Below are 19,581 nucleotides of genomic sequence, written 5' to 3'. Positions count from 1 at the left end.
GTTTATCCGGTGAATTCGGCGGTGGTTCGTGGCCGGGCAGAGGGAGGACCAGCCGTGACGACAGGGGGGAGACCGGGCGGCGTGCGCGGGCTGCTCGACGAGGCGGCCGCGCGGCGGGTGGTGCTCGTGACAGGCGCCGCCGGCTGGGGAAAAACCAGTGCCGTGGCGGCATGGGCGGAGTCCCGGCCTGCGGTGTGGGTCCGCGCCGGGGAGCACGACCGGCTGTTGCGTCCGATCGCCCGCGACCCGGAACGGATGCGCCGATCGGGCGCCGGGGAGCTGTTCCTGATCATCGACGACGTTCAGGCATTGAGTGCGGAAAACGGTTCCGCCGCGGTTGTCGAAACGATTTGCCAGAACGCGCCGGAATGGTTGCACGTGATGCTGTTGTCCCGCGCGGAACTGCCGTTCTCGCTCGCCCGGCTCCGCGGCCGCGGGATGGTGGCGGAGATCGACGCGACGCACCTGGCCGTGCGCCCGGACGAAATCGAGGTGCTGGTCCAGGCCACAGTGGGGGACGATCCGCCCGGGCTGGCCGCGAAGATCCACCAGTGCACCGCGGGCTGGCCGGTCGCGGTGCGGACGGTCGTGGAGATGATGCGGGACGTCCCGCCCGATCAGCGTGCGGCGGTGCTGCGGCGGCTGACCGCGCCCGGTGAGCGGTTCCACGGGTTCCTCACCGAGGAGGTGCTCGGCCAGGAGCCGCCGCCCGCTCGCGCGGCACTGCGCCGGCTCGCCGTGCTCGGCGAGATCGGCGCTCCGGGGCCGGAGCAGGAACGCCTGCTGACCGAACTGACCCGCCGGGGCCTGGTGACGCGGACCGCGGGCGACGTGCTCCGCTGGTCGCTGATCCGGCCACTGGCGCACTACTTCTCGCACGAGACCGTGCTGTCCACGCGCGAACGGGTCGAGCTGCACCTCGAAGCCGGGCGGCACTACCTCAGCCAGGGGGCGCCCGCCGACGCGCTGCGGCACCTCGCCGCGGCGGACGCGCACTCCGCCTGTGCCGCGTTGCTGGTCGAGCAAGGTGACGCGCTGGTGGTGAGCGGGCACGGCGACGCGGTTCTGGAGGCCGCCGGGCTGCCCACCGAGTTCCTCGACGACCCCCGCATCCACCAGGTGCTCGGTGAGGCGCAGCGGACCGCGGGCCACTGGGCGGCGGCCATGGAGAGTTTCCGCCGCGCGAGCCGGTTCCACGAGGAGCTCGACGCCGCGCTCGGATGGCGCATCGGCATGCTCGCCTTCACCCAGGGCGAGTTCGGCAACACCCTGGACGTGCTGGGCCGCACCCGGATGGGCGACGAGGACACCGAAGACGAGGCCAGGGCGCTGGCCCTGCTGGCGACGACGTGCCGGATGGTCGGCGAGACCGGCCGGGCTCGGCAGGCGATGGCGCGTGCGGAAGCCGCCGCCGCACGGTCGGGGACCCCGGGCGCGCGGGCGGCGATCCACCAGGTGCTGGCGATGCTCGCCTCCGCCGAGCCCGATCGCCGCGAGGCCGACGTGCAGTGCCTCAACGCCCTGCACAGCGCCCAAGCGGTCGGCGACCTCCTGCAGGCCGGCTGGATCCGGGTCTGCCACGCCTTCCACGCGTGCGACATGGGATCACCGCGGCAGGCGCTCGCCGAGGCCAAGCTCGCGCTCCGGACCAGCGAGCAGTGCGGGTGCCCGTTCCTCACCGGGCACGCCCACACCGTCCGCGCGCGGGCGCACCTCGTCCTCGGCGCACTGGACGAGGCGGCGGACGACCTCAGCACGGCCGTGGACACCTTCCAGCGCCTCGGTTCCCGGTTCCTGGCCTGGCCGCTGTGCGTGCTCGGCGACCTGCACCGCACGCGCGGGCAGCTGGTCCGCGCCACCGCGGACTACGAGGAAGCGCTCGCGATGGCGCAACCGCACCACGACCTGTTCGCCCTCGGGCGCGCGTTGATCGGGCTGGCTCGCGTCCGGGCCGCCGACGACCTTCCCGCCGCCCGCACGCTGGCGGACCGCGCACTCGGGTTGGGCGAGGGGCTGCTGGAGATCCCGGGGCGCCTCACCAGCGGCTGGGTCGCGCTGCTGGCCCAGGACCGGGAGCGGGCCGCCGCCGACGCGGCGCGGGCGGCGAAGGCCGCGCGGCTCCGGCGGGACGGCCCCGGTCTGGCCGAGGCGATCACGCTCGGCGTGCTGTCGTCGCCGGACCCGGCCGCCGGGGCGGACCTGCTCGACGAGGCGGTGGACCTCTGGCACGAGCACGGGTGCCGCCTGGAGGAGGCGGTGACGCGGGTGGTGGCGGCGCGCATCGGGACCCCGGTGCCGGAGGCCGGGGTGTGCCTGGCCGAGGAGACCCTGCGCGAGGCGGGCGTCGACATCGGAGGGCGCCGGGCGGCGGGACCGCTGGCGGCTTCGCGCCCGTCCGGCCCCGCGGTGTTCATCCGCGCGCTGGGCGCCTTCCAGGTGGTGGTGGACGGCACGCCGGTGCCGAAGACGGCCTGGCAGTCGCGCAAGGCGCGGGATCTGCTGAAGATCCTGGTCACCCGCCGTCGTCCGGTGCCGCGCGAACAGCTGATGGAGCTGCTGTGGCCGGCAGCCGACCCGGTGAAGGCGGGCAACCGGTTGTCGGTCCTGCTGTCCCTGGTCCGGGACGTGCTGCGGCAGGGCCAGTCGGCCGGTGGCCCGCTGGCGAGCGACGGCAACGCGGTGTGGCTCGACCGGTCGCGGGTGCGGGTCGACCTGGAGGAGTTCCTCGCCGCCGCCGACGCGGCGCTGCGGGCCCACCGCACCGGGCAGGCCGACGCGATCGCCCGGTTGACCGCGGTGGCAGCCGCGTGCACCGGGGAGGTCCTGGAGGACGAGCCGTACCAGGAGTGGGCGCCGCTGCTGGCGGAGGAGGTCCGGGCGACGCACTTCGCGGTGCTTCGCGCGCTCGCCGCCCAGCTGCGGCAGGCCGGGGACGTCGACGGTGCGGTGCGCTACACGCTGCGGCTGCTGGCGAAGGACGTCTACGACGAGGAGGCGTACCTGATGCTGATCGCCACGCTGCGCGACGCCGGACGTCTCGGCGAGGCCCGCCGGTACGACCGGATCTACCGCACGCGGATGAAGGAGATGGGCATCACCCCGCACTCGTCGCCGCCGGCTCACCTCCGGCCGCACCCGACTTAGAACGCGGGCGTGCCCCACGCCCCGGTGTGGGCGAATTCGCCCAGCGGCAGGCGTTTCCGGGCCGCCCGTTCCCGCTCGATCAGCTTGTCCACCTCGAGCACGGCGGGGTCGCCGGCGTGCCCGACGGCGATCGCGACCCGGGGGACGGCTCCGTCCGGCACCGCGAACCGCTCGCGGACGGCGTCGGCGTCGAAGCCGGCCATCTGGTGCGCCACGAGCCCTTCCGCGACGGCCTGCAGCACGAGGTTCTGCGTGGCCAGCCCGAGCCCGTACTCGGCGTAGGGGATCTCGCCCTTTTCGTTGCGCGTCAGCATGATCGCGACCAGCAGGGCGCCCGCGCGGTGCGCCCACTCCTGGTTCCGCTCGGTGAGCGTGCCGAGGATCTGCCGGAACGTCGGATCACCACGTCGCCCGGCCAGGAACCGCGCCGGCTGGGTGTTCCCGAACGACGGCGCCCACCGCGCGGCCTCCAGCAGGGCGCGCAGCTGGTCCCAGGTCACCTCCCGGGTCTCGTCGAGGGCGCGCGGGCTCCACCGGTGCGCGATCACCTCGGTCAGGGGCACGCTGGAATCGGCCATCTTGTCCATCGGTTCGCCTGCTTCCCGTTTCGCCGGAGTCAGAGTTCGCGCTGGCGGGCCAGTGCCGCGTGCGCCTTGGCGATGTCCGCGGCGGACGGTTCGACCGACGTCACAACGTCCCGCGCCGTCGTCCGGACGAACCGGAGCACGGGCCTGCCGTTGTCCAGCAGCGGCGAATCGATGGCGACGTAGCTGTCCGCGTCACCGGGCTTCGTCATGCGCGCCTCCTCGCGGGTCAGATCGCATACTTCCAGACCGTCAGCGCGAACGCGCCGAACCACGCGCTCGCCAGCGCGACCCCCGAGCAGACCCACAGCACGGTGTTCGTCCGGCGTTTGGCCAGCGCCACCGCCACCGGGACCAGCAACGTGAACGCGGGCAACAACAACCGCGGCTTGGCGTGCATCAGCGCGCTCGACCCCAGGCACATCACCAGCACCCCGGCCGCGTACACCGCCAGCACCGTCTCGCGCCGGGCCAGCACCGCCATGCCGATCAGCGCGCCGGCGATCACGGCGACCGTCAGCACGCTCATCGCCGAATCGCTGCCCGTCAGCACCTCGGCCACGAATCGGGCCGTCGACACCCCGCCGTCGAACCGGGTCCGCCACCCCTGCCACTCCAGGTCGGACCAGGTGCTCAGCTGCGCCTCGAACCCGGACTCCGGCCGCACCCGCATCCCGGTCCACCACAGGTATCCGAACAACCCGGCGGGCGCCAGCCCCAGCGCGGCGAGCGGGCGGCCGCCGTCTTCTCGGTGCGTCAAGGCGATCACCGCGGCCACCACCACCGCGACGACCAGCGCCAGCGCCGTCGACCGCACCAGCCCGGCCGCCAGGCAGCACAGCCCGGCCACCTCCCACCGCCGCTCCAGCACCGCGACCAGCGTCCACACCGCCAGCGCGCAGAACAACGCTTCGGTGTAAGCCATGGTCAACACGACGCTCATCGGCGTCGCCGCGAACAGGGCCACCAGGATGTAGCCGGCCCGGCGCGAGCCGCCGCGCACGAGACGCCCGAGCCGGGCCAGGCCGTACGCCGCGAAGAGCCCGGCGGCCAGCGACACCACCAGCGCCGCCGCGGGAAACCCGAGCGCGGGCGCCAGCAGCCGGATCAGGAACGGGTACCCGGGGAAGAACGCCCGCGGCGTGTGCGGGTTCGGGTGGCCGAGCGCGTCGGTCGTCGGCCCGAGTTCGTAGCCGGACGCCGCGATCTTGAGGTACCACTGGCCGTCCCAGGCGGCGATCCTAGACAACAGGTCGTCCTCGTGCAGCGCGGCGAACACCGTGAGCACCACAACACCGAGGGCCCGCACACCGAGGTACAGGGCCGCAGGCAGCAGGAGCGCCCGGCGTCTGGTGATCCGGTCGGCCAGGTCCAGCAGCAGGCCAGGGGCCGCTTGCTCCGGTCGTCGAACGGTTTGGCTGCTGCCCTGCACGGTTGGTCATTTTCCCACGAGTCCGGCCGGCGGCAGTGGCCGGAGCCACATAACGGGGTGGCCAGGGCCGTAACCCCCGGTAGGCTGCTCCGAAAGGTGCGAAATAGGAGGTCGGCAGACAAGTGGCGCTCGTGGTCCAGAAGTACGGCGGTTCGTCGCTGGAGAGCGCTGATCGCATCAAGCGCGTGGCCGAACGGATCGTGGCCACCAAGAAGGCGGGCAACGACGTGGTCGTCGTCTGCTCCGCCATGGGTGACACCACCGACGAATTGCTCGACCTGGCCCAGCAGGTCAACCCGGTGCCGCCCGAACGAGAGATGGACATGCTGCTCACCGCTGGGGAGCGCATTTCCAACGCGCTTGTCGCGATGGCGATTTCGGCTCACGGTTTCGAAGCGTGGTCGTTCACCGGATCCCAGGCGGGTGTGGTCACGACGGGCGTGCACGGCAACGCGCGCATCATCGACGTGACACCGAGCCGGGTCACCGAGGCCCTCGACCAGGGTTACATCGCGCTGGTCGCCGGGTTCCAGGGCGTCGCGCAGGACACCAAGGACATCACCACTCTCGGCCGCGGCGGTTCGGACACCACCGCGGTGGCGCTGGCCGCGGCGCTCAACGCGGACGCGTGCGAGATCTACTCCGATGTGGACGGCGTGTACACCGCCGACCCGCGGATCGTGCCCAACGCGCGCAAACTCGACACCATCCCGTACGAGGAGATGCTCGAACTCGCCGCGAGCGGTTCGAAGATCCTGCACCTGCGCTCGGTCGAGTACGCCCGCCGCTACGGCGTGCCGATCCGGGTCCGTTCGTCCTACAGCGACAAGCCGGGCACCACCGTGGCCGGTTCGATTGAGGAGATCCCCGTGGAACAAGCGTTGATCACCGGTGTGGCGCACGACCGGTCGGAGGCCAAGGTCACCGTCACCGGGGTGCCGGACCACGCCGGCGCCGCGGGGCGGATCTTCCGGGTCATCGCCGACGCCGAGATCGACATCGACATGGTGCTGCAGAACGTCTCCAACACCGCGGGCCGCACCGACATCACCTTCACGCTGTCGAAGGCGAACGGTCCGAAGGCCGTTGCGGAGCTGGAGAAGCTGAAGGGCGAGCTGGAGTTCGACTCCGTGCTCTACGACGACCAGGTCGGCAAGGTTTCGCTGGTGGGCGCGGGCATGCGCTCGCACCCCGGCGTCACCGCGACCTTCTGCGAGGCGCTGGCCAAGGTCGGCGTCAACATCGAGATCATCAACACCTCGGAGATCCGGATCTCGGTCCTGATCCGCGACGCGCAGCTGGACGACGCGGTGCGCGCGATCCACGAGGCATTCGAACTTGGCGGCGACGAGGAAGCCGTCGTGTACGCGGGGAGTGGTCGCTGAAATGGCTCCGACGTTGGCTCTGGTCGGTGCGACCGGCGCGGTGGGCACCGTCATGATCGACATCATCAACGGGCGCGAGAGCGTGCCGTGGGGTGAGATCCGGCTGATCGCCTCGCCGCGGTCGGCCGGCAAGAAGATCACCGTGCGCGGCGAGGAACTGACCGTGATCGCGCTGTCCCCGGAGGCCTTCGACGGCGTCGACGTCGCCATGTTCGACGTGCCGGACGAGGTGTCCGCCGAGTGGGCCCCGATCGCGGCCGAACGCGGCGCGATCGCGGTCGACAACTCCGGCGCGTTCCGGATGGACGACGAGGTGCCGCTCGTGGTGCCCGAGGTCAACTCCGACAAGGTGCGGGAGCGGCCGCGCGGCATCATCGCCAACCCGAACTGCACGACGCTGTCGATGATGGCGGCGCTGGGCGCGCTGCACCGCGAGTTCGGCCTCACCGAGCTGGTGGTCGCCTCGTACCAGGCGGCGTCCGGCGCTGGCCAGCCCGGCATCGACCGGCTGCAGGCCGAGCTGGCCGCGGTGTCCGGAAAGGACCTCGGCGCGAAGGCGGGCGACGTGCGGGCCGCGCTGGAGTCGGCCGGCCTGCCGCTGTCGGACAGCCCGTTCGCGGGCACCCCGCTGGCGTTGAACGTGGTTCCGGCCGCCGGTTCCTACAAGGGTGACGGCTGGTTCTCCGAGGAGCTCAAGGTCCGCAACGAGTCGCGGAAGATCCTCGGCATCCCGGACCTGAAGGTGTCCGCGACCTGCGTCCGCGTCCCGGTGGTCACCACCCACTCGCTCGCGGTGCACGCCACCTTCGCGCGCGAGGTCACCGTCGAGGCCGCGCACAAGGTGTTCGCGGCGCAGTCGTCGATCGTGCTGGTCGACGACCCGGCCAACGGCGAGTTCCCGAGCCCGGCCGAGGTCGTCGGCGGCGACCCGACGTACGTCGGACGGGTGCGCCAGGCGCTGGACTTCCCGAACACGCTCGACTTCTTCGTGTGCGGGGACAACCTGCGCAAGGGCGCGGCGCTGAACACCTACGAGATCGCCGAGCAGCTGGCTCCCGAGTTCGGCTGACGGCCACGCAGAGTTGCCCCGGCCTCGCTGAATTCACTCGACAGTGAGGCAACTTCTCCCTGGCCCGACGTCGGCCCGCTTCTAGTGTGGGCCGAGTCAATGGCAGGGAGAAGTCGGGGAGCTCGCGGTGACAAGGCATGTCCTGGCCGCGTTCGTGTGCGCGGCGGTGGTGCTCGGCATGGGCACGCCCCTGCTCGTGGCGACCGCGGACGACACCGACGGCCCGCTCACGGTGCGGGTCGTCCGGGGTGAGACCGGGGTCGGCGGCATCCTGGTCGTGGCCACCGACCCGAGTGGCGCCAGCGTCAGCGGCGTCACCGGGCCGGACGGCACGGCGCAGCTCACGACCACCGCGCTGTCCGGCGGGAAGTACCGCGTGGACGCCTCGATCCCGGCGTCCATGCCGGACGTCAAGCCGGCGGCCGAGGACCAGAGCCGCGCCAGCCTGACCGAGTTCGTCGACGTGGGCGGCGGCAAGGCCGTCACGCTCACGATGGGCGTCGGCGGCATGGACGGCCCGGTCCAGCTCGGCGACCGGACGTGGTTCGACACCGACGGCGACGGCGTGCAGGACGGCGACGAGCCGCCGCTGCCGGGTGTGCGGGTGCAGCTGCTGGGCTGCGACGGCGGCGGGGCGCCGCTGGCCGAGAAGACCACCGACTCCGCCGGGCGCTACCTGTTCGGCCCGGCCGAGGGCCTGCAGCCCAACAGCTGCTACACCCTGCGGTTCGACTTCGGCGGCGTGAACACCGGCCCGCTGCCCGGATCCCCGCCCGTCGAGGGTCTGAAGTGGACCGTTCCGCACGCGGGCGACCAGTCGCTGGATTCCGATGTGGACCCCGAGAGCGGTTCGGTGCGGGTCGCGATCGGCCCGCCCGGCTCGGTCGACCACACCGTGGACGCGGGCGTGGTCGGCGGCCTCAACCGGATCGGCGACCTGGTGTGGGCCGACGTCAACCGCAACGGGTTGCAGGACCAGGGCGAGCCCGGCATCGCCGACGTGGGCGTGCGGCTGCAGAAGGCCGACGGCACCCCGGTCGCCGGGACGAGCACCGGCCCGCACGGCCAGTACCAGTTCTCGCACCTGCCCGACGGCAGCTACCAGGTCTGCTTCGACACCGCGAAGCTCCCGCCGCAGTACGGCGACTACCAGCTCACCAGGCAGCGCGCTGGCACGCCGGGCCAGGACTCCGCGCCCGACCCGGCCACCGGCTGCACCGCGCCGACCGAGCTGACCCCGAGCCGTACCCAGGACTTCACGATGGACGCCGGCCTGGCGCCGCCGGTCAACCGGATCGCCGCGCTGGTCTGGCAGGACGTCGACGGCGACGGCGCGCCGGGAGCGCTGGAGCCGGGGATCGCCGGGGTGCCGGTGAAGCTGCGCGGCGCGGACGGCACCCAGGTCGCCATGACCACCACCGGCCAGGACGGGAAGTACTCCTTCGAAGACCTGCCGTCCGGCTCGTTCGCGGTGTGCTTCGACCTGGCCAACCTGCCGCAGGCCGCGGCCGACTTCACGCCGGTTGAGGGGAGCCCGGTCTCCGGCGCCGACCCGGCGACCGGCTGCACCCCGCAGGTGACCCTCGGCCTCGGCAAGCGCGAGGACACCGCGCTGAACATGGGGCTCGCCGCGCCTGCCAACCGGATCGGCGACCGGGTGTGGGCGGACACGAACCGCAACGGCATCGCCGACGCCACCGAGTCCGGCCCGAGCGGGGTGCCGGTCAAGCTGCTCCGCGCAGGCGGCGGCGAGGAGGCGTCGACGACCACCGGCGCCGACGGCCGGTTCCGGTTCACCGGGATCCCGGACGGCGCGTACCAGGTGTGCGTCGACCGCGCCGCGCTGCCCGCGCCGGTGGCCGGGTACCAGTTCACGAAGCCGCGCGCCGGTGAGTCCACAAAGGATTCCGATGTGGACCTGGCGAGCGGGTGCGCTCCGCCGGTCGCCGTCGGCGTCGGTCACCGCGACGAGAGCACCATCGGCGTCGGGTTGTCGCCCGCGCGCAACCGGCTCGGCGACCTGCTGTGGGTGGACCGCAACGGCAACGGCACGCAGGACGCGGGCGAGCCCGGCGCGGCCGGGGTCCCGGTGACGCTGACCGACGACGGAGGGCGCCCGGTGGCGACCACCCGCACCGCCGCGGACGGCTCGTACCTGCTCGACGACCTGCCCGACGGCTCCTACCGGGTGTGCTTCGACCTCGCCGGCCTCGCCCCGGAGTTCCGCGGCTTCCACATCGCAGGCGGCGACCCGGGCTGCGCCGGACCGGTGACGGTCGGCCCGAAGCCGCGGGAGGACCTGTCCGTGCGGATCGGCCTGGTCAGCGCCAGCCCGGCGGTCGTGCCTGCCGCGCAGGAGTCCACGAGCGGCGGCGAGTTCCCCGTCGGGTGGGTGTTGTTCGGTGTCGTGGCGGCGATCGGCGCGGTCGTCGGGGTGCGCTGGTGGAAGGCCGCCGAGCCGGGAGCGTGACCCGGTAGTTTGGGCGTTATGAGAATTCTGCGGGTGCTCGGAGTCGTCGGGATGGCGGTCGTGCTGGCCGGTTGTGCGGAAGCCGCGGAGACGGCGGACCGGGTGAGCGCGTGCTCGCAGGCCCTCGGGCTGGCGAACCTCAACCCGTACGCCTCGGCGCAGGAGGTGTCCGCCCAGGCGCAGCAGAAGGCCGAGGAGCTGCGCAACCTCGGCAACCAGGTGGCCGACCAGACGCTGCAGCAGAACCTGTTCGCGATCGCCGACTCCTACGTCGCGCTGGAGCAGCGCAAGTCGCAGGGCCTGTCCGACGTGAACGACTGGGTCCAGACGAACACCGCCAACCTGGAGCGGCTGCGCCAGGCCTGTACGTGAGGCGGCGGCAGGCCGGCTGTCCCCGGGACTCCTAGGATCGGCGGGGCTCTGCCTGTTCCGCGGCGCGCGGGGGATCGTGGAGCCCGAACAAGCCGAGAAGGGATTTCCATGACAGCGAACACACTGGCCGGCGGCACCTTCACCCTCGCAGGCGGGCTCACCGTCGGGCGCATGGGCTACGGCGCGATGCAGCTGGCCGGGCCTGGCGTGTTCGGGCCGCCCGCGGACCGGGACGCCGCGGTCGCGGTCCTGCGCGAAGCGGTCGAGCTGGGTGTCAACCACATCGACACCGCCGACTTCTACGGCCCGCACGTGACGAACCAGATCATCCGCGAGGCGCTGCACCCCTACGACGGGATCGTGGTGGTGACGAAGGTCGGCGCGGTGCGCGACGACCAGGGCGCCTGGGTGCACCAGCGCTCGCCGGAGCAGCTGCGTGCCCAGGTGCACGACAACCTGCGCAACCTCGGCGTCGACGCGCTCGACGTGGTCAACCTGCGCGTCGGCGGCGGGGACGACGGCCACTCCGCGGTGCCCGGCTCGATCGCCGAGCCGTTCACCGCGCTGGTCGAGATGCAGCAGGAGGGGCTGATCAAGCACCTCGGCATCAGCACGGTGAACGCCGAGCAGGTCGCCGAGGCGCAGTCGATCGCGCCGGTCGTGTGCGTGCAGAACGCCTACAACGTGGCCCACCGCGAGGACGACAAGCTGGTCGAGTCGCTGGCCGCGCAGGGCATCGCGTACGTGCCGTACTTCCCGCTCGGCGGGTTCTCGCCGCTGCAGTCGGAGGTGCTGAACTCGGTGGCCGCCCGCCTCGGCGCGACGCCGATGGCCGTCGCGCTGGCCTGGCTGCTGCAGCGGTCGCCGAACATCCTGCTCATCCCGGGCACGTCGTCGGTCGCCCACCTGCGGGAGAACGTGGCCGCCGCGTCCCTGGACCTCCCCGCGGACGCGATCGCCGAACTCGACGCGATCGCCTAACGCACCACGAGGTGGAGCCCCCGGCCGGCTGTCTCCCGGTCGACGACCGTGGTCTCGTTCCAGCCGCGGGGCCGCCCCTCGAACAGCAGGGCGCGGACCCGCGGCAGGCGGCGCAGGTGACGGCAGAAGGACGCCTTGCGCAGCACCCGGCCGCGCGCGCGTTGCCCGGCCAGCGCCTCCTCCGGGGTGCAGTCCACCCACAGCAGGTGCCGCCGCCGTCCGGTGAGCAGCCCGGTCAGCATCAGCCACGCCCTGGTCGCCGCGCCGGTGGCCGGGTCGTGCACAACGACCGGGCCGGGCGTGCGGATCGCCGCGAGCACCACCCGCAGCCGGTGCAGGACGTGCACCGCCGGGCGGTAGCGGCGGTACGGCGTGCCGGGCGGCAGCGCGGCGGCCAGCCGGTCGCGCATCTGGTCGGAGTCGAGCACCTCGACCGGGCGGCTGGCCTGCGTGCTGCGCAGCAGCGTGCTCTTGCCCGAACCGGGCAGCCCGGCGATGACCAGCAGCGCGCGCGGTTCGATCGTCATCTGCAAGGTGGCGCCGGCTGTGCTGTCCATACCGGGCCAACGCGCGATCACGCCACCCGCGTTCCGCACTTACAGGTCAAATCGGTCATTCACAGCGGCGCCACAGCCGGGACCCTGGCCGAGCGGCGGCGCAGCCCGAAGGCCACCGCGGCGAAGCCGAGCCCGAACAGGCCCGCCGCCGCGAAGCCCCAGCCGGGGCCGGTGTGGTCGATCACGAACCCGACCACCGGGCTGCCCGCCGCCATGCCGAGCCGGGTGGCGGCGTCGAGCAGGCCCATCGCCTCGCCCCGCACCCGTGGCGGCGCGAGGCCGGTGACCTCCTCGGCGGTTGACGCGAGCGTCGGCGCGCAGGCCAGGTTCGTCGGCACCAGCGCCAGCGCCAGCAGCCACCACGGCAGCCCGGTGGCCAACCCGACCGGGATCACGAGCACGGTCAGCAGCACCATCAGCCGCGCCTGCGACAGCGACTTCCGCACCGCGCCGTGCACGATCCCGCCGACCGCCGAGGCGACGCACATCACGGCGATCACCACGCCGGTCCAGCCCACCTCGCCGGTGGCGCGCAGCGCGGCGAGCGTCGCCAGTTCGGTGCCCATCAGGCAGAACAGCGCCCCCGACGCGACGAGCAGGGCGCCGACCAGCCGCGGGCTGAGCCACTCCCGCATCGGCGGCCGCTCGGCGGTGACCGTCTCGCCCTCGTGCCGGATCGGCGGGTTGAACCAGCACAGCGCGAGGGTGCCGAGCGCGAAGCAGACGCCGATCCCGCTCAGCGCGACGGTCGAGGACAGCTGCGTCGACAGGGCGATGCCCGCGCTCGGGCCGACCATGAAGCTCGTCTCCAGCAGGATCGAGTCGAGCGAGTACGCCGAGCGCCGCGACTCCGGCGGCACCAGCGCGGTCAGCACCTGGCGGGCGATCGAGCTGGCAGGCAGCACGAGCGCGCCCGCCGGCAGCGCGGTCACGAGCAGCGCCGCGTACGGCAGGTGCGGGGTGGCCAGCCAGAACGCCGCGGAGGTCAGGCCGCACACCGAGGTGACCGCGCGCAGCCCGTAGCGGTCGATCATCCGGCCGACGACCGGCGCGCCGATGGCGCTGCCCAGCATCGTCGCGGTCCCGACGAGACCCGCCTGGCCGTACCCGCGGCCGAGGTCGCTGACGACGTGCAGGGTCAGCGTGATCCCGGTGGCGGTCATCGGCAGGCGAGTGAAGAAGAACAGCAGCATCGCCATGCGGACCCCGGGCAGGGCGAGGACCTGGCGGTACGGCTGGAGGGACATGCTCCCACTTTGGCACGGCCGTGCAACTCCTTTTCGCGCCGCTTGCCGCTCCGGAAAACTGACAGTTACTATCAAAGAGTAGTGGCTATCAGTTTGGAGGCTGGGATGGACGGGTCGAAGCGGTGGTGGGCGTTGGGGGCGCTGGCCGTGGCGTTGCTGGCGTTCGGACTCGATGTGACGGTCCTGTCGGTGGCCCTGCCGACGCTGGCCGTCGACCTGGAGGCGTCGACGAGCGAGCTGCAGTGGTTCTCGAACGCGTACACGCTGGTGCTCGCCGCGGGGCTGCTCCCGGCCGGCCTGCTCGGCGACAAGTTCGGCACGAAGCGGTTCCTGCTCGGTGGTCTCGCGGTCTTCGGCCTGGCCTCGGTGGCCTGCGCCTACGCCGGTTCGGCCGGGATGCTGATCGCGGCGCGCGCGTTCCTCGGGCTGGGCGCGGCGGCACTGGTGCCGCTGTCGATGTCGGTGCTGAACGCGCTGTTCCCGGGCGCCGACCGCGGGCGGGCGATCGCCGTGTGGGCCGCGGCGATGGCGGTCGGTATCCCGCTCGGGCCGGTGGTCGGCGGGTGGCTGCTGGACAACTTCTGGTGGGGCTCGGTGTTCCTGCTCAACGTGCCCGCGGTGCTCGCCGGCCTGGTCCTGCTGGCCTGGCTGGTGCCGGATCTGCCCGGCGATCGCGGCAGGCGGTTCGACCTCCCTGGTGTCGTCCTGTCCAGCGCGAGCCTGGTCGCGCTGACCTACGGACTGGTCGAGGCGGGTGACCGCGGCTGGGGTTCGGCCACCGTGCTCGGGCCGGTGCTCGGCGGGCTCGCGCTGCTGGCCGGGTTCGTCGTCCACCAGGCCCGGGCCGCCCACCCGTTGCTGGACCTCGGGTTGTTCGCCTCGCCCGGCTTCCGCTGGGGCGCGGTGCTCGCGACGCTGGCGTCCTTCGCGATGATGGGCGCGTTGTTCCTGTTGCCGCAGTACTTCCAGGCGGTGCATGCCACGGACGCGCTCGGCACCGGGTTGCGGCTGTTGCCGGTGGTCGGCGGTCTGCTCGTCGGGGTGCGGGTCGCGGAGTGGTTGCGTCCGCGGCCGGGCGCGCGGGTGCTGGTGAGCACGGGGTTCGTGCTGATGACCGGCGGGCTGGTGGCCGGAACCGCCACTGGGACCGGCGACGGGTACGGCTACGCGGCGGTGTGGGTGTCACTGGTCGGCCTCGGGCTGGGCTTCGCGTTGCCGCCGTCGATGGACATCGCGATGGGCGCGCTGAGCCCGGGCCGCAGCGGCGTCGGGGGTGGCGTGCTGCAGGCGATGCGGCAGGTCGGTGGCACGTTGGGCGTCGCGATCCTCGGCACGGTGCTGAACGCGGGGTACCGGGGCGGGGTCGACGTCGCCGGGTTGCCGGACGACGTGGCCGCGGCGGTGCGCGACAGCGCCGCGGCCGGGGTGCAGGTCGCCGCGCGGGTGCCCGCGTTGCTCGGGTCGGTGCGCGAGTCCTTCGTCGCGGGCATGTCGGCGACGCTGTGGGTGTGCGCCGGGTTCGCGCTGGTGGGTGCCGTGCTCGCCGCGCTGTTCCTGCCGCGCCAGGCGCAGGACGTGGCCGGGGCAGAATCGGGGCATGAGTTCGTCGCGGGATGAGCAGCCGCTCGGGTTGCGGGAGCGGAAGAAGGCGCGCACGCGGGCCGCGATCCAGAGCCAGGCGCTGCGGTTGTTCACCGCGCAGGGCTACGCGGAGACGACGATCGAGCAGATCGCCGCGGCGGCCGAGGTGTCGCAGAGCACCTTCTTCCGCTACTTCCCGACCAAGGAGGACACGGTCCTCTACGACCGCCTCGATCCGGTGCTGATGCGGGCGTTCGTGGAGCAGCCGGCCGAGCTGACCCCGCTCCAGGCGGTGCGGGCCGCGTGCGCCCAGGTGTTCGCGCGGCTGGACGCCGAGGAGTCCGAACTGGAGCGCGCCCGGCAGCGGCTGGTGTTCAGCGTGCCCGAACTGCGCAACCGGATGATCGAACACATCGCCGCCGGGCTGGGCATGCTGGCCGAGGCCGCGGCCGAACGAGCAGGCCGGGACCCCGGCGACTTCACTGTGCGGGTCTGGTCCGGGGCGGTGATCGGGGTGGTCTTCGCGGCGTACTTCAGCGCGGCCGAGGCCCCGGAGAACCTGGTGGACGTGATCGACAAGGCGGTCACCCTGCTGGAGGACGGGCTGCCGCTGTAGGTGGCTTGGGGCGCTCTGCATGGCCCTGCTCACCTTCGGACTGGACATGACGGTGCGGCCGGGCTGCTTCCGGCGGGCTTGCTCGGTGACCGGTTCGGCATCAAGCGGTTCCTGCTCGGCGGCCTTGCGCTGTTCGGTTCGGCGTCGGTCGCCTGCGCCTTCGCGGACTCGGTCGAGAGCCTGATCGTGGCCAGGGCATTTCTCGGCCTCGGTGCCGCCTGCCTGGTCTCGTTGTCGATGGCAGTGCTCAACGTCTTGTTCCCGGGCGCCGATCGGGGCCGTGCTCTCGCCGTGTGGTCCGTGGCGGTGGCAGTCGGGGTACCGCTCGGCCCGGTGGTCGGCGGCTGGCTTCTCGACAGCTTCTGGTGGGGTTCGGTCTTCCTGCTCAACGTGCCGTTCGTGGTCGTCGGGTTCGTGTTGCTGGCCTGGTTGGTTCCGGCCTTGCCGGTGGACCGGGCACGGCGCGCCGACCTCCCCGGCATCGTGTTGTCCGGCGCGGGCGTGGTGGCGCTGACCTTCGGACTGATCGAAGCCGGTGACCGCGGGTGGATCGCGATCTCCGCGTTCGGGCCGATCCTGGCCGGAGTCGCGTTGCTGTGCGCGTTCGTCGTCGTGGAGGGGCGCGTGCGATACCCGTTGCTGGACCTCGGACTGTTCACCACGCCCGGGTTCCGGTGGGGTGGCCTGCTCAGCGGGCTCACGTCCTTCGTGATGTTGGGTGTGTTGTTCCTGCTGCCGCAGTACTTCGACGCGGTCCGTGGTGCCGGCGCGCTGGAAGCAGGAGTGCAGTTGCTCCCGATGGTCTTGGGGATGTCGGTGGGCATGCAGGTGGCCGATCCACTGCACCGCAGGCTGGGGGTGAAGGTCGTCGGTGCCGGGGGATTTCTGGTGATGGCGGCAGGGCTCGTCATCGGCGCGGTCTCGGGATCCGGCCACGGCTACGGCTTCATCGCTCTGTGGGTTTCGCTGGTAGGGGTCGGACTGGGGTGCGCGGTTTTCGCGGCCCTGGACGACGCGCTCGGGGCACTGGACCCGAGACGCAATGGCGTGAGAGGCGGAGTTCTGCAGGTGATCCGACAGCTCGGTGGCACCCTCGGCGTGGCGATCCTGGGCACCGTCCTCAACGCCGGTTACCGCGGGTCGGTGGATGTCGGTGGGTTGCCCGAGCCGTCCGCAGAGGCCGTCCGGGACAGCGCGGCCGGCGGGGCGCGCGTCGCCGAGTCCGTACCGGATCTGCTCGGGTCGGTGCGGTCGGCCTTCGTCTCAGGGATGTCGGCCGCCCGGTGACCGAGGCGGGCCTCACCCACTTGGGCAGTTTTCTGGACTCGTTCCAGTTTTTATCTTGACTCGTTCCAGATTAGCGGGCACTGTGGACCTCGATGCCCCACCAGACCAGCCCCGTGCGGGACCAGCTCAAAGCCGTCGGCCTGCGGATCACCGCTCCGCGCGTCGCCGTCCTCGAGTGGCTCGCCGGGCACCCGCACTCGACCGCCGACCAGGTCGCGGCCGGCGTGCGGGACGTGCTCGGATCCGTGTCCACCCAGACGGTCTACGACGTCCTGGGCGCCTGCGCGAACGCCGATCTGGTGCGGCGCGTCGAGCCGGCCGGGCACCCGGCCCGGTTCGAAACGCGTACCGGGGACAACCACCACCACCTCGTCTGCCGCGTCTGCGGCCGGGCCGAGGACGTCGACTGCGTCCACGGCGCCGCACCGTGCCTCGAACCCTCGAACACCGCGGGGTTCGTTGTCGAGGAGGCGGAGGTCGTCTTCTGGGGCCTGTGCCCCGCCTGTTCCACCACCCACCACGAGAAGGAGGGCTCGGCGTGACCAAGCCGACCACCAACAACGTGGGCATCCCGGTGGCCAGCGACAACGATTCGCTGACCCTGGGCGCCAACGGCCCGATCCTGCTGCAGGACCACTACCTCATCGAGAAGAACGCGCACTTCAACCGGGAGCGCGTCCCGGAGCGCGTGGTGCACGCGAAGGGCGGCGGTGCGTTCGGTTTCCTCGAGGTCACCGAGGACGTCAGCCAGTTCACCAAGGCCGCGGTCTTCCAGCCGGGCACCCGCACCGAGAGCCTCATCCGCTTCTCCTCGGTGGCCGGCGAGAACGGCTCGCCCGACACCTGGCGCGACCCGCGCGGGTTCGCGGTGAAGTTCTACACCACGCAGGGCAACTACGACATCGTCGGCAACAACACGCCGGTGTTCTTCATCCGGGACCCGATCAAGTTCCCCGACTTCATCCACTCGCAGAAGCGCCGCGCCGACAACCACCTGCGCGACCACAACATCCAGTGGGACTTCTGGACCCTGCGGCCGGAGTCGGCCCACCAGGTCACCTGGCTGATGGGCGACCGCGGCATCCCGTCGAACTGGCGCGAGATGGACGGGTTCGGCTCGCACACCTACCTGTGGGAGAACGCGGGCGGCGAGAAGTTCTGGGTCAAATACCACTTCAAGACCGACCAGGGCATCGGCTACCTGACGCAGGCCGACGCGGACCGCATCGCCGGTGAGGACGCCGACTACTACATCCGCGACCTGTGGACCGCGATCGAGCGGGGCGACCACCCGAGCTGGACCCTCTACGTCCAGGTCATGCCGTACGAGGAAGCTGCGGACTACCGCTTCAACCCGTTCGACCTGACGAAGGTGTGGCCGCACGGCGACTACCCGCTGATCAAGGTCGGCCGCTACGTGCTCGACCGCAACCCGTCGAACTACTTCGCGGAGATCGAGCAGGCCGCGTTCGCGCCGACCAACATGGTGCCGGGCATCGGCCCGTCGCCGGACAAGATGCTGCAGGGCCGCCTGTTCGCCTACCCGGACGCGCACCGCTACCGGATCGGCGCGAACTTCGCCCAGCTGCCGGTGAACGCGCCGAAGTCGCCGGTGAACAGCTACTCCCGGGACGGCGCGATGCGCTACCAGAACCCGGGCGACCCGGTGTACGCGCCGAACTCGTTCGGCGGCCCGCACGCCGACGCGGCCTACGCCGGCGAGACGGTGTCGTCCTACGGGGTGGTCGACGAGGTCATCCGCTCCGCCTACCGGCTGCACGCCGAGGACGACGACTTCGGCCAGGCGGGCACCCTGGTGCGCAAGGTGATGGACGACGCGCAGCGCGAGCGCCTCGCGAGCAACATCATCGGCCACGCCAAGAAGGGCGTGTCCGAGCCGGTGCTGGAGCGCGTGTTCGAGTACTGGCGCAACGTCGACAAGACCCTCGGTGACAAGGTCGCCGAGGCGTTCGGCAAGTAGTCTCCCACCACGGAGCAGCGGCCCGGTGAGTCCTTTGTGGCTCACCGGGCCGCTTTCGCTCCGGGGGTCACCCACACAGACGGGTGGTGATCACTCCCGGATCGGGTGGCGCGGCGATTCACCGGCGACGAAGTTGGTACTTCACGCCCGGGTCAGGTCACCCACACCAGGAGGTAGGGAATGAGAGGCAAGTTCGCCCGGGTCGTCGCCGCGGTGGTGGCCGGCAGCGTTCTGGCGCTGACCGGAGCCGCTGTCGCCGCGGCCGACGGGAAGGGCACGTCCAGCACCCAGGCCGCCGGCGAGCAGCTGCTGCAGCTGCGCACCCAGCTGGTCGACTCGGCTTACTCGGCCGACGTCCCCGGCACGCAGCGGACGCTCGGCCAGATGAGCCCGCTGCTCGGCGACCTCGCCGCGGGTGAGAAGTACACCGTCCAGTCGGACACGAGGGAAACCGCCGCGTCCGCGAAGAACGACGCCGAGACGGCCAGCCGGATCATCGCCGACCCGTCCCAGGCGAGCACCGTCAAGCAGACGCCGTCGGCGTCGCCGCTGCAGAACCCCCCGCCGCCCCTGGACATCGTGGCGGACCTGCTGAAGACGCTGATCCAGAAGCTCACGGAACTGCTGAACGCGCTGACCGGCGCCCCGCCGCCGGCGCTCACCGTGCCAGCCGCCTGAGCCAGAAAAGCCGGGCTCCGCTCGCGGAGCCCGGCTTTTTCTTTGCCCACAACCAAGGTAGCTGGGTGGTCATCCCGTCGCCTGACACTGGCGCGATCACCTTGAGCCAGGGCCGCAACCCGCGCTGGGTCCGGCAGCCGAAAACACAAAGCTTGCGGCCCTGGCTCAAGGTGATATGCACAAACCGGAAGGCGACG

At 72.0% G+C, this 19,581-nt stretch carries 18 protein-coding genes; 12 read left to right on the top strand and 6 right to left on the bottom strand.

The genetic code is table 11. From position 1 onward, the window contains the following. Positions 1–54 precede the first annotated feature (54 nt). Positions 55–3,144, top strand: a complete 3,090-nt coding sequence (locus tag ABZ215_RS32810) for a BTAD domain-containing putative transcriptional regulator (protein WP_354954067.1) — start codon at positions 55–57, stop codon at positions 3,142–3,144. On the opposite strand, the gene ABZ215_RS32805 is transcribed toward ABZ215_RS32810, so the two are convergent. Genes ABZ215_RS32805 through ABZ215_RS32795 form a run of 3 tightly spaced genes read right to left on the bottom strand, consistent with a single transcriptional unit; the run spans position 3,141 to position 5,160 of the window. Further along, positions 3,141–3,731, bottom strand: a complete 591-nt coding sequence (locus tag ABZ215_RS32805; RefSeq protein WP_354954065.1) for a nitroreductase family protein — start codon at positions 3,729–3,731, stop codon at positions 3,141–3,143. The two genes, ABZ215_RS32810 and ABZ215_RS32805, sit on opposite strands and share 4 nt — an antisense overlap. 29 nt (positions 3,732–3,760) lie before the next feature. Continuing rightward, positions 3,761–3,940 (bottom strand): hypothetical protein, encoded by a 180-nt coding sequence (locus ABZ215_RS32800; protein ID WP_354954063.1) that lies wholly within the window; start codon positions 3,938–3,940, stop codon positions 3,761–3,763. 17 nt (positions 3,941–3,957) lie between these two features. Continuing rightward, a complete protein-coding gene (locus tag ABZ215_RS32795) occupies positions 3,958–5,160 on the bottom strand; it encodes a mannosyltransferase family protein (RefSeq protein ID WP_354954061.1) in 1,203 nt (400 codons plus the stop codon). Positions 5,161–5,282: 122 nt separating this feature from the next. On the opposite strand from ABZ215_RS32795, the gene ABZ215_RS32790 reads away from it, so the two are divergent. From ABZ215_RS32790 to ABZ215_RS32770, 5 genes are all read left to right on the top strand, one after another. After that, entirely contained in the window at positions 5,283–6,545 is a 1,263-nt protein-coding gene (locus ABZ215_RS32790; RefSeq protein ID WP_020420288.1) for an aspartate kinase, read from the top strand. A 1-nt stretch (position 6,546) separates the two neighbouring features. Further along, complete coding sequence (locus tag ABZ215_RS32785) at positions 6,547–7,614, top strand: aspartate-semialdehyde dehydrogenase (RefSeq protein ID WP_020420289.1); 1,068 nt, start codon at positions 6,547–6,549, stop codon at positions 7,612–7,614. 127 nt (positions 7,615–7,741) lie between these two features. Then, positions 7,742–10,084, top strand: a complete 2,343-nt coding sequence (locus tag ABZ215_RS32780; protein ID WP_354954059.1) for an SdrD B-like domain-containing protein — start codon at positions 7,742–7,744, stop codon at positions 10,082–10,084. 18 nt (positions 10,085–10,102) lie between these two features. Next, positions 10,103–10,456: a hypothetical protein gene (locus ABZ215_RS32775; RefSeq protein WP_354712681.1), complete on the top strand. Its 354-nt coding sequence runs from the start codon at positions 10,103–10,105 to the stop codon at positions 10,454–10,456. A gap of 108 nt (positions 10,457–10,564) precedes the next feature. Next, entirely contained in the window at positions 10,565–11,437 is an 873-nt protein-coding gene (locus tag ABZ215_RS32770; RefSeq protein WP_020420292.1) for an aldo/keto reductase family oxidoreductase, read from the top strand. On the opposite strand, the gene ABZ215_RS32765 is transcribed toward ABZ215_RS32770, so the two are convergent. Together ABZ215_RS32765 and ABZ215_RS32760 are read right to left on the bottom strand one after the other, a co-directional pair. After that, the gene (locus tag ABZ215_RS32765) at positions 11,434–11,964 is read right to left on the bottom strand and encodes an AAA family ATPase (RefSeq protein WP_354712680.1); all 531 of its coding nucleotides are present in this window, start codon (positions 11,962–11,964) and stop codon (positions 11,434–11,436) included. The genes ABZ215_RS32770 and ABZ215_RS32765 overlap by 4 nt on opposite strands. Positions 11,965–12,053: 89 nt before the next feature. Beyond that, positions 12,054–13,241 carry an MFS transporter gene (locus tag ABZ215_RS32760; protein ID WP_020420294.1) on the bottom strand — a complete coding sequence of 396 codons (1,188 nt, stop codon included), beginning with the start codon at positions 13,239–13,241 and terminating at the stop codon, positions 12,054–12,056. A gap of 105 nt (positions 13,242–13,346) precedes the next feature. On the opposite strand from ABZ215_RS32760, the gene ABZ215_RS32755 reads away from it, so the two are divergent. The 6 genes from ABZ215_RS32755 (at position 13,347) to ABZ215_RS32730 (ending at position 19,384) form a co-directional block, all read left to right on the top strand. Next, positions 13,347–14,858, top strand: a complete 1,512-nt coding sequence (locus ABZ215_RS32755) for an MFS transporter (protein ID WP_354954057.1) — start codon at positions 13,347–13,349, stop codon at positions 14,856–14,858. After that, a complete protein-coding gene (locus tag ABZ215_RS32750) occupies positions 14,839–15,438 on the top strand; it encodes a TetR family transcriptional regulator (protein WP_354712677.1) in 600 nt (199 codons plus the stop codon). Before ABZ215_RS32755 ends, ABZ215_RS32750 begins: the two co-directional genes overlap by 20 nt. A gap of 78 nt (positions 15,439–15,516) precedes the next feature. After that, on the top strand, positions 15,517–16,725 hold the full coding sequence (locus ABZ215_RS32745; protein ID WP_354954055.1) for an MFS transporter: 1,209 nt from the start codon (positions 15,517–15,519) through the stop codon (positions 16,723–16,725). A 92-nt stretch (positions 16,726–16,817) separates the two neighbouring features. Then, positions 16,818–17,267: a Fur family transcriptional regulator gene (locus tag ABZ215_RS32740; protein ID WP_039791736.1), complete on the top strand. Its 450-nt coding sequence runs from the start codon at positions 16,818–16,820 to the stop codon at positions 17,265–17,267. Then, the gene (locus ABZ215_RS32735; protein ID WP_020420299.1) at positions 17,264–18,706 is read left to right on the top strand and encodes a catalase; all 1,443 of its coding nucleotides are present in this window, start codon (positions 17,264–17,266) and stop codon (positions 18,704–18,706) included. Before ABZ215_RS32740 ends, ABZ215_RS32735 begins: the two co-directional genes overlap by 4 nt. Before the next feature lie 180 nt (positions 18,707–18,886). Continuing rightward, entirely contained in the window at positions 18,887–19,384 is a 498-nt protein-coding gene (locus ABZ215_RS32730) for a hypothetical protein (protein WP_354954053.1), read from the top strand. Here ABZ215_RS32730 and ABZ215_RS32725 read toward each other — a convergent pair. Beyond that, positions 19,365–19,581, bottom strand: a 217-nt coding sequence (locus ABZ215_RS32725; protein ID WP_354954051.1) for a hypothetical protein, incomplete at its 5' end; no start/stop codon positions are given. The genes ABZ215_RS32730 and ABZ215_RS32725 overlap by 20 nt on opposite strands.

Source organism: Amycolatopsis sp. NPDC006131 (genome assembly GCF_040614175.1).
Classification (GTDB): Bacteria; Actinomycetota; Actinomycetes; order Mycobacteriales; family Pseudonocardiaceae; genus Amycolatopsis_E; species Amycolatopsis_E tucumanensis.
Note: the sequence above shows the minus strand (reverse complement) of the source record. Positions and strands in the feature narration are given on the sequence as shown.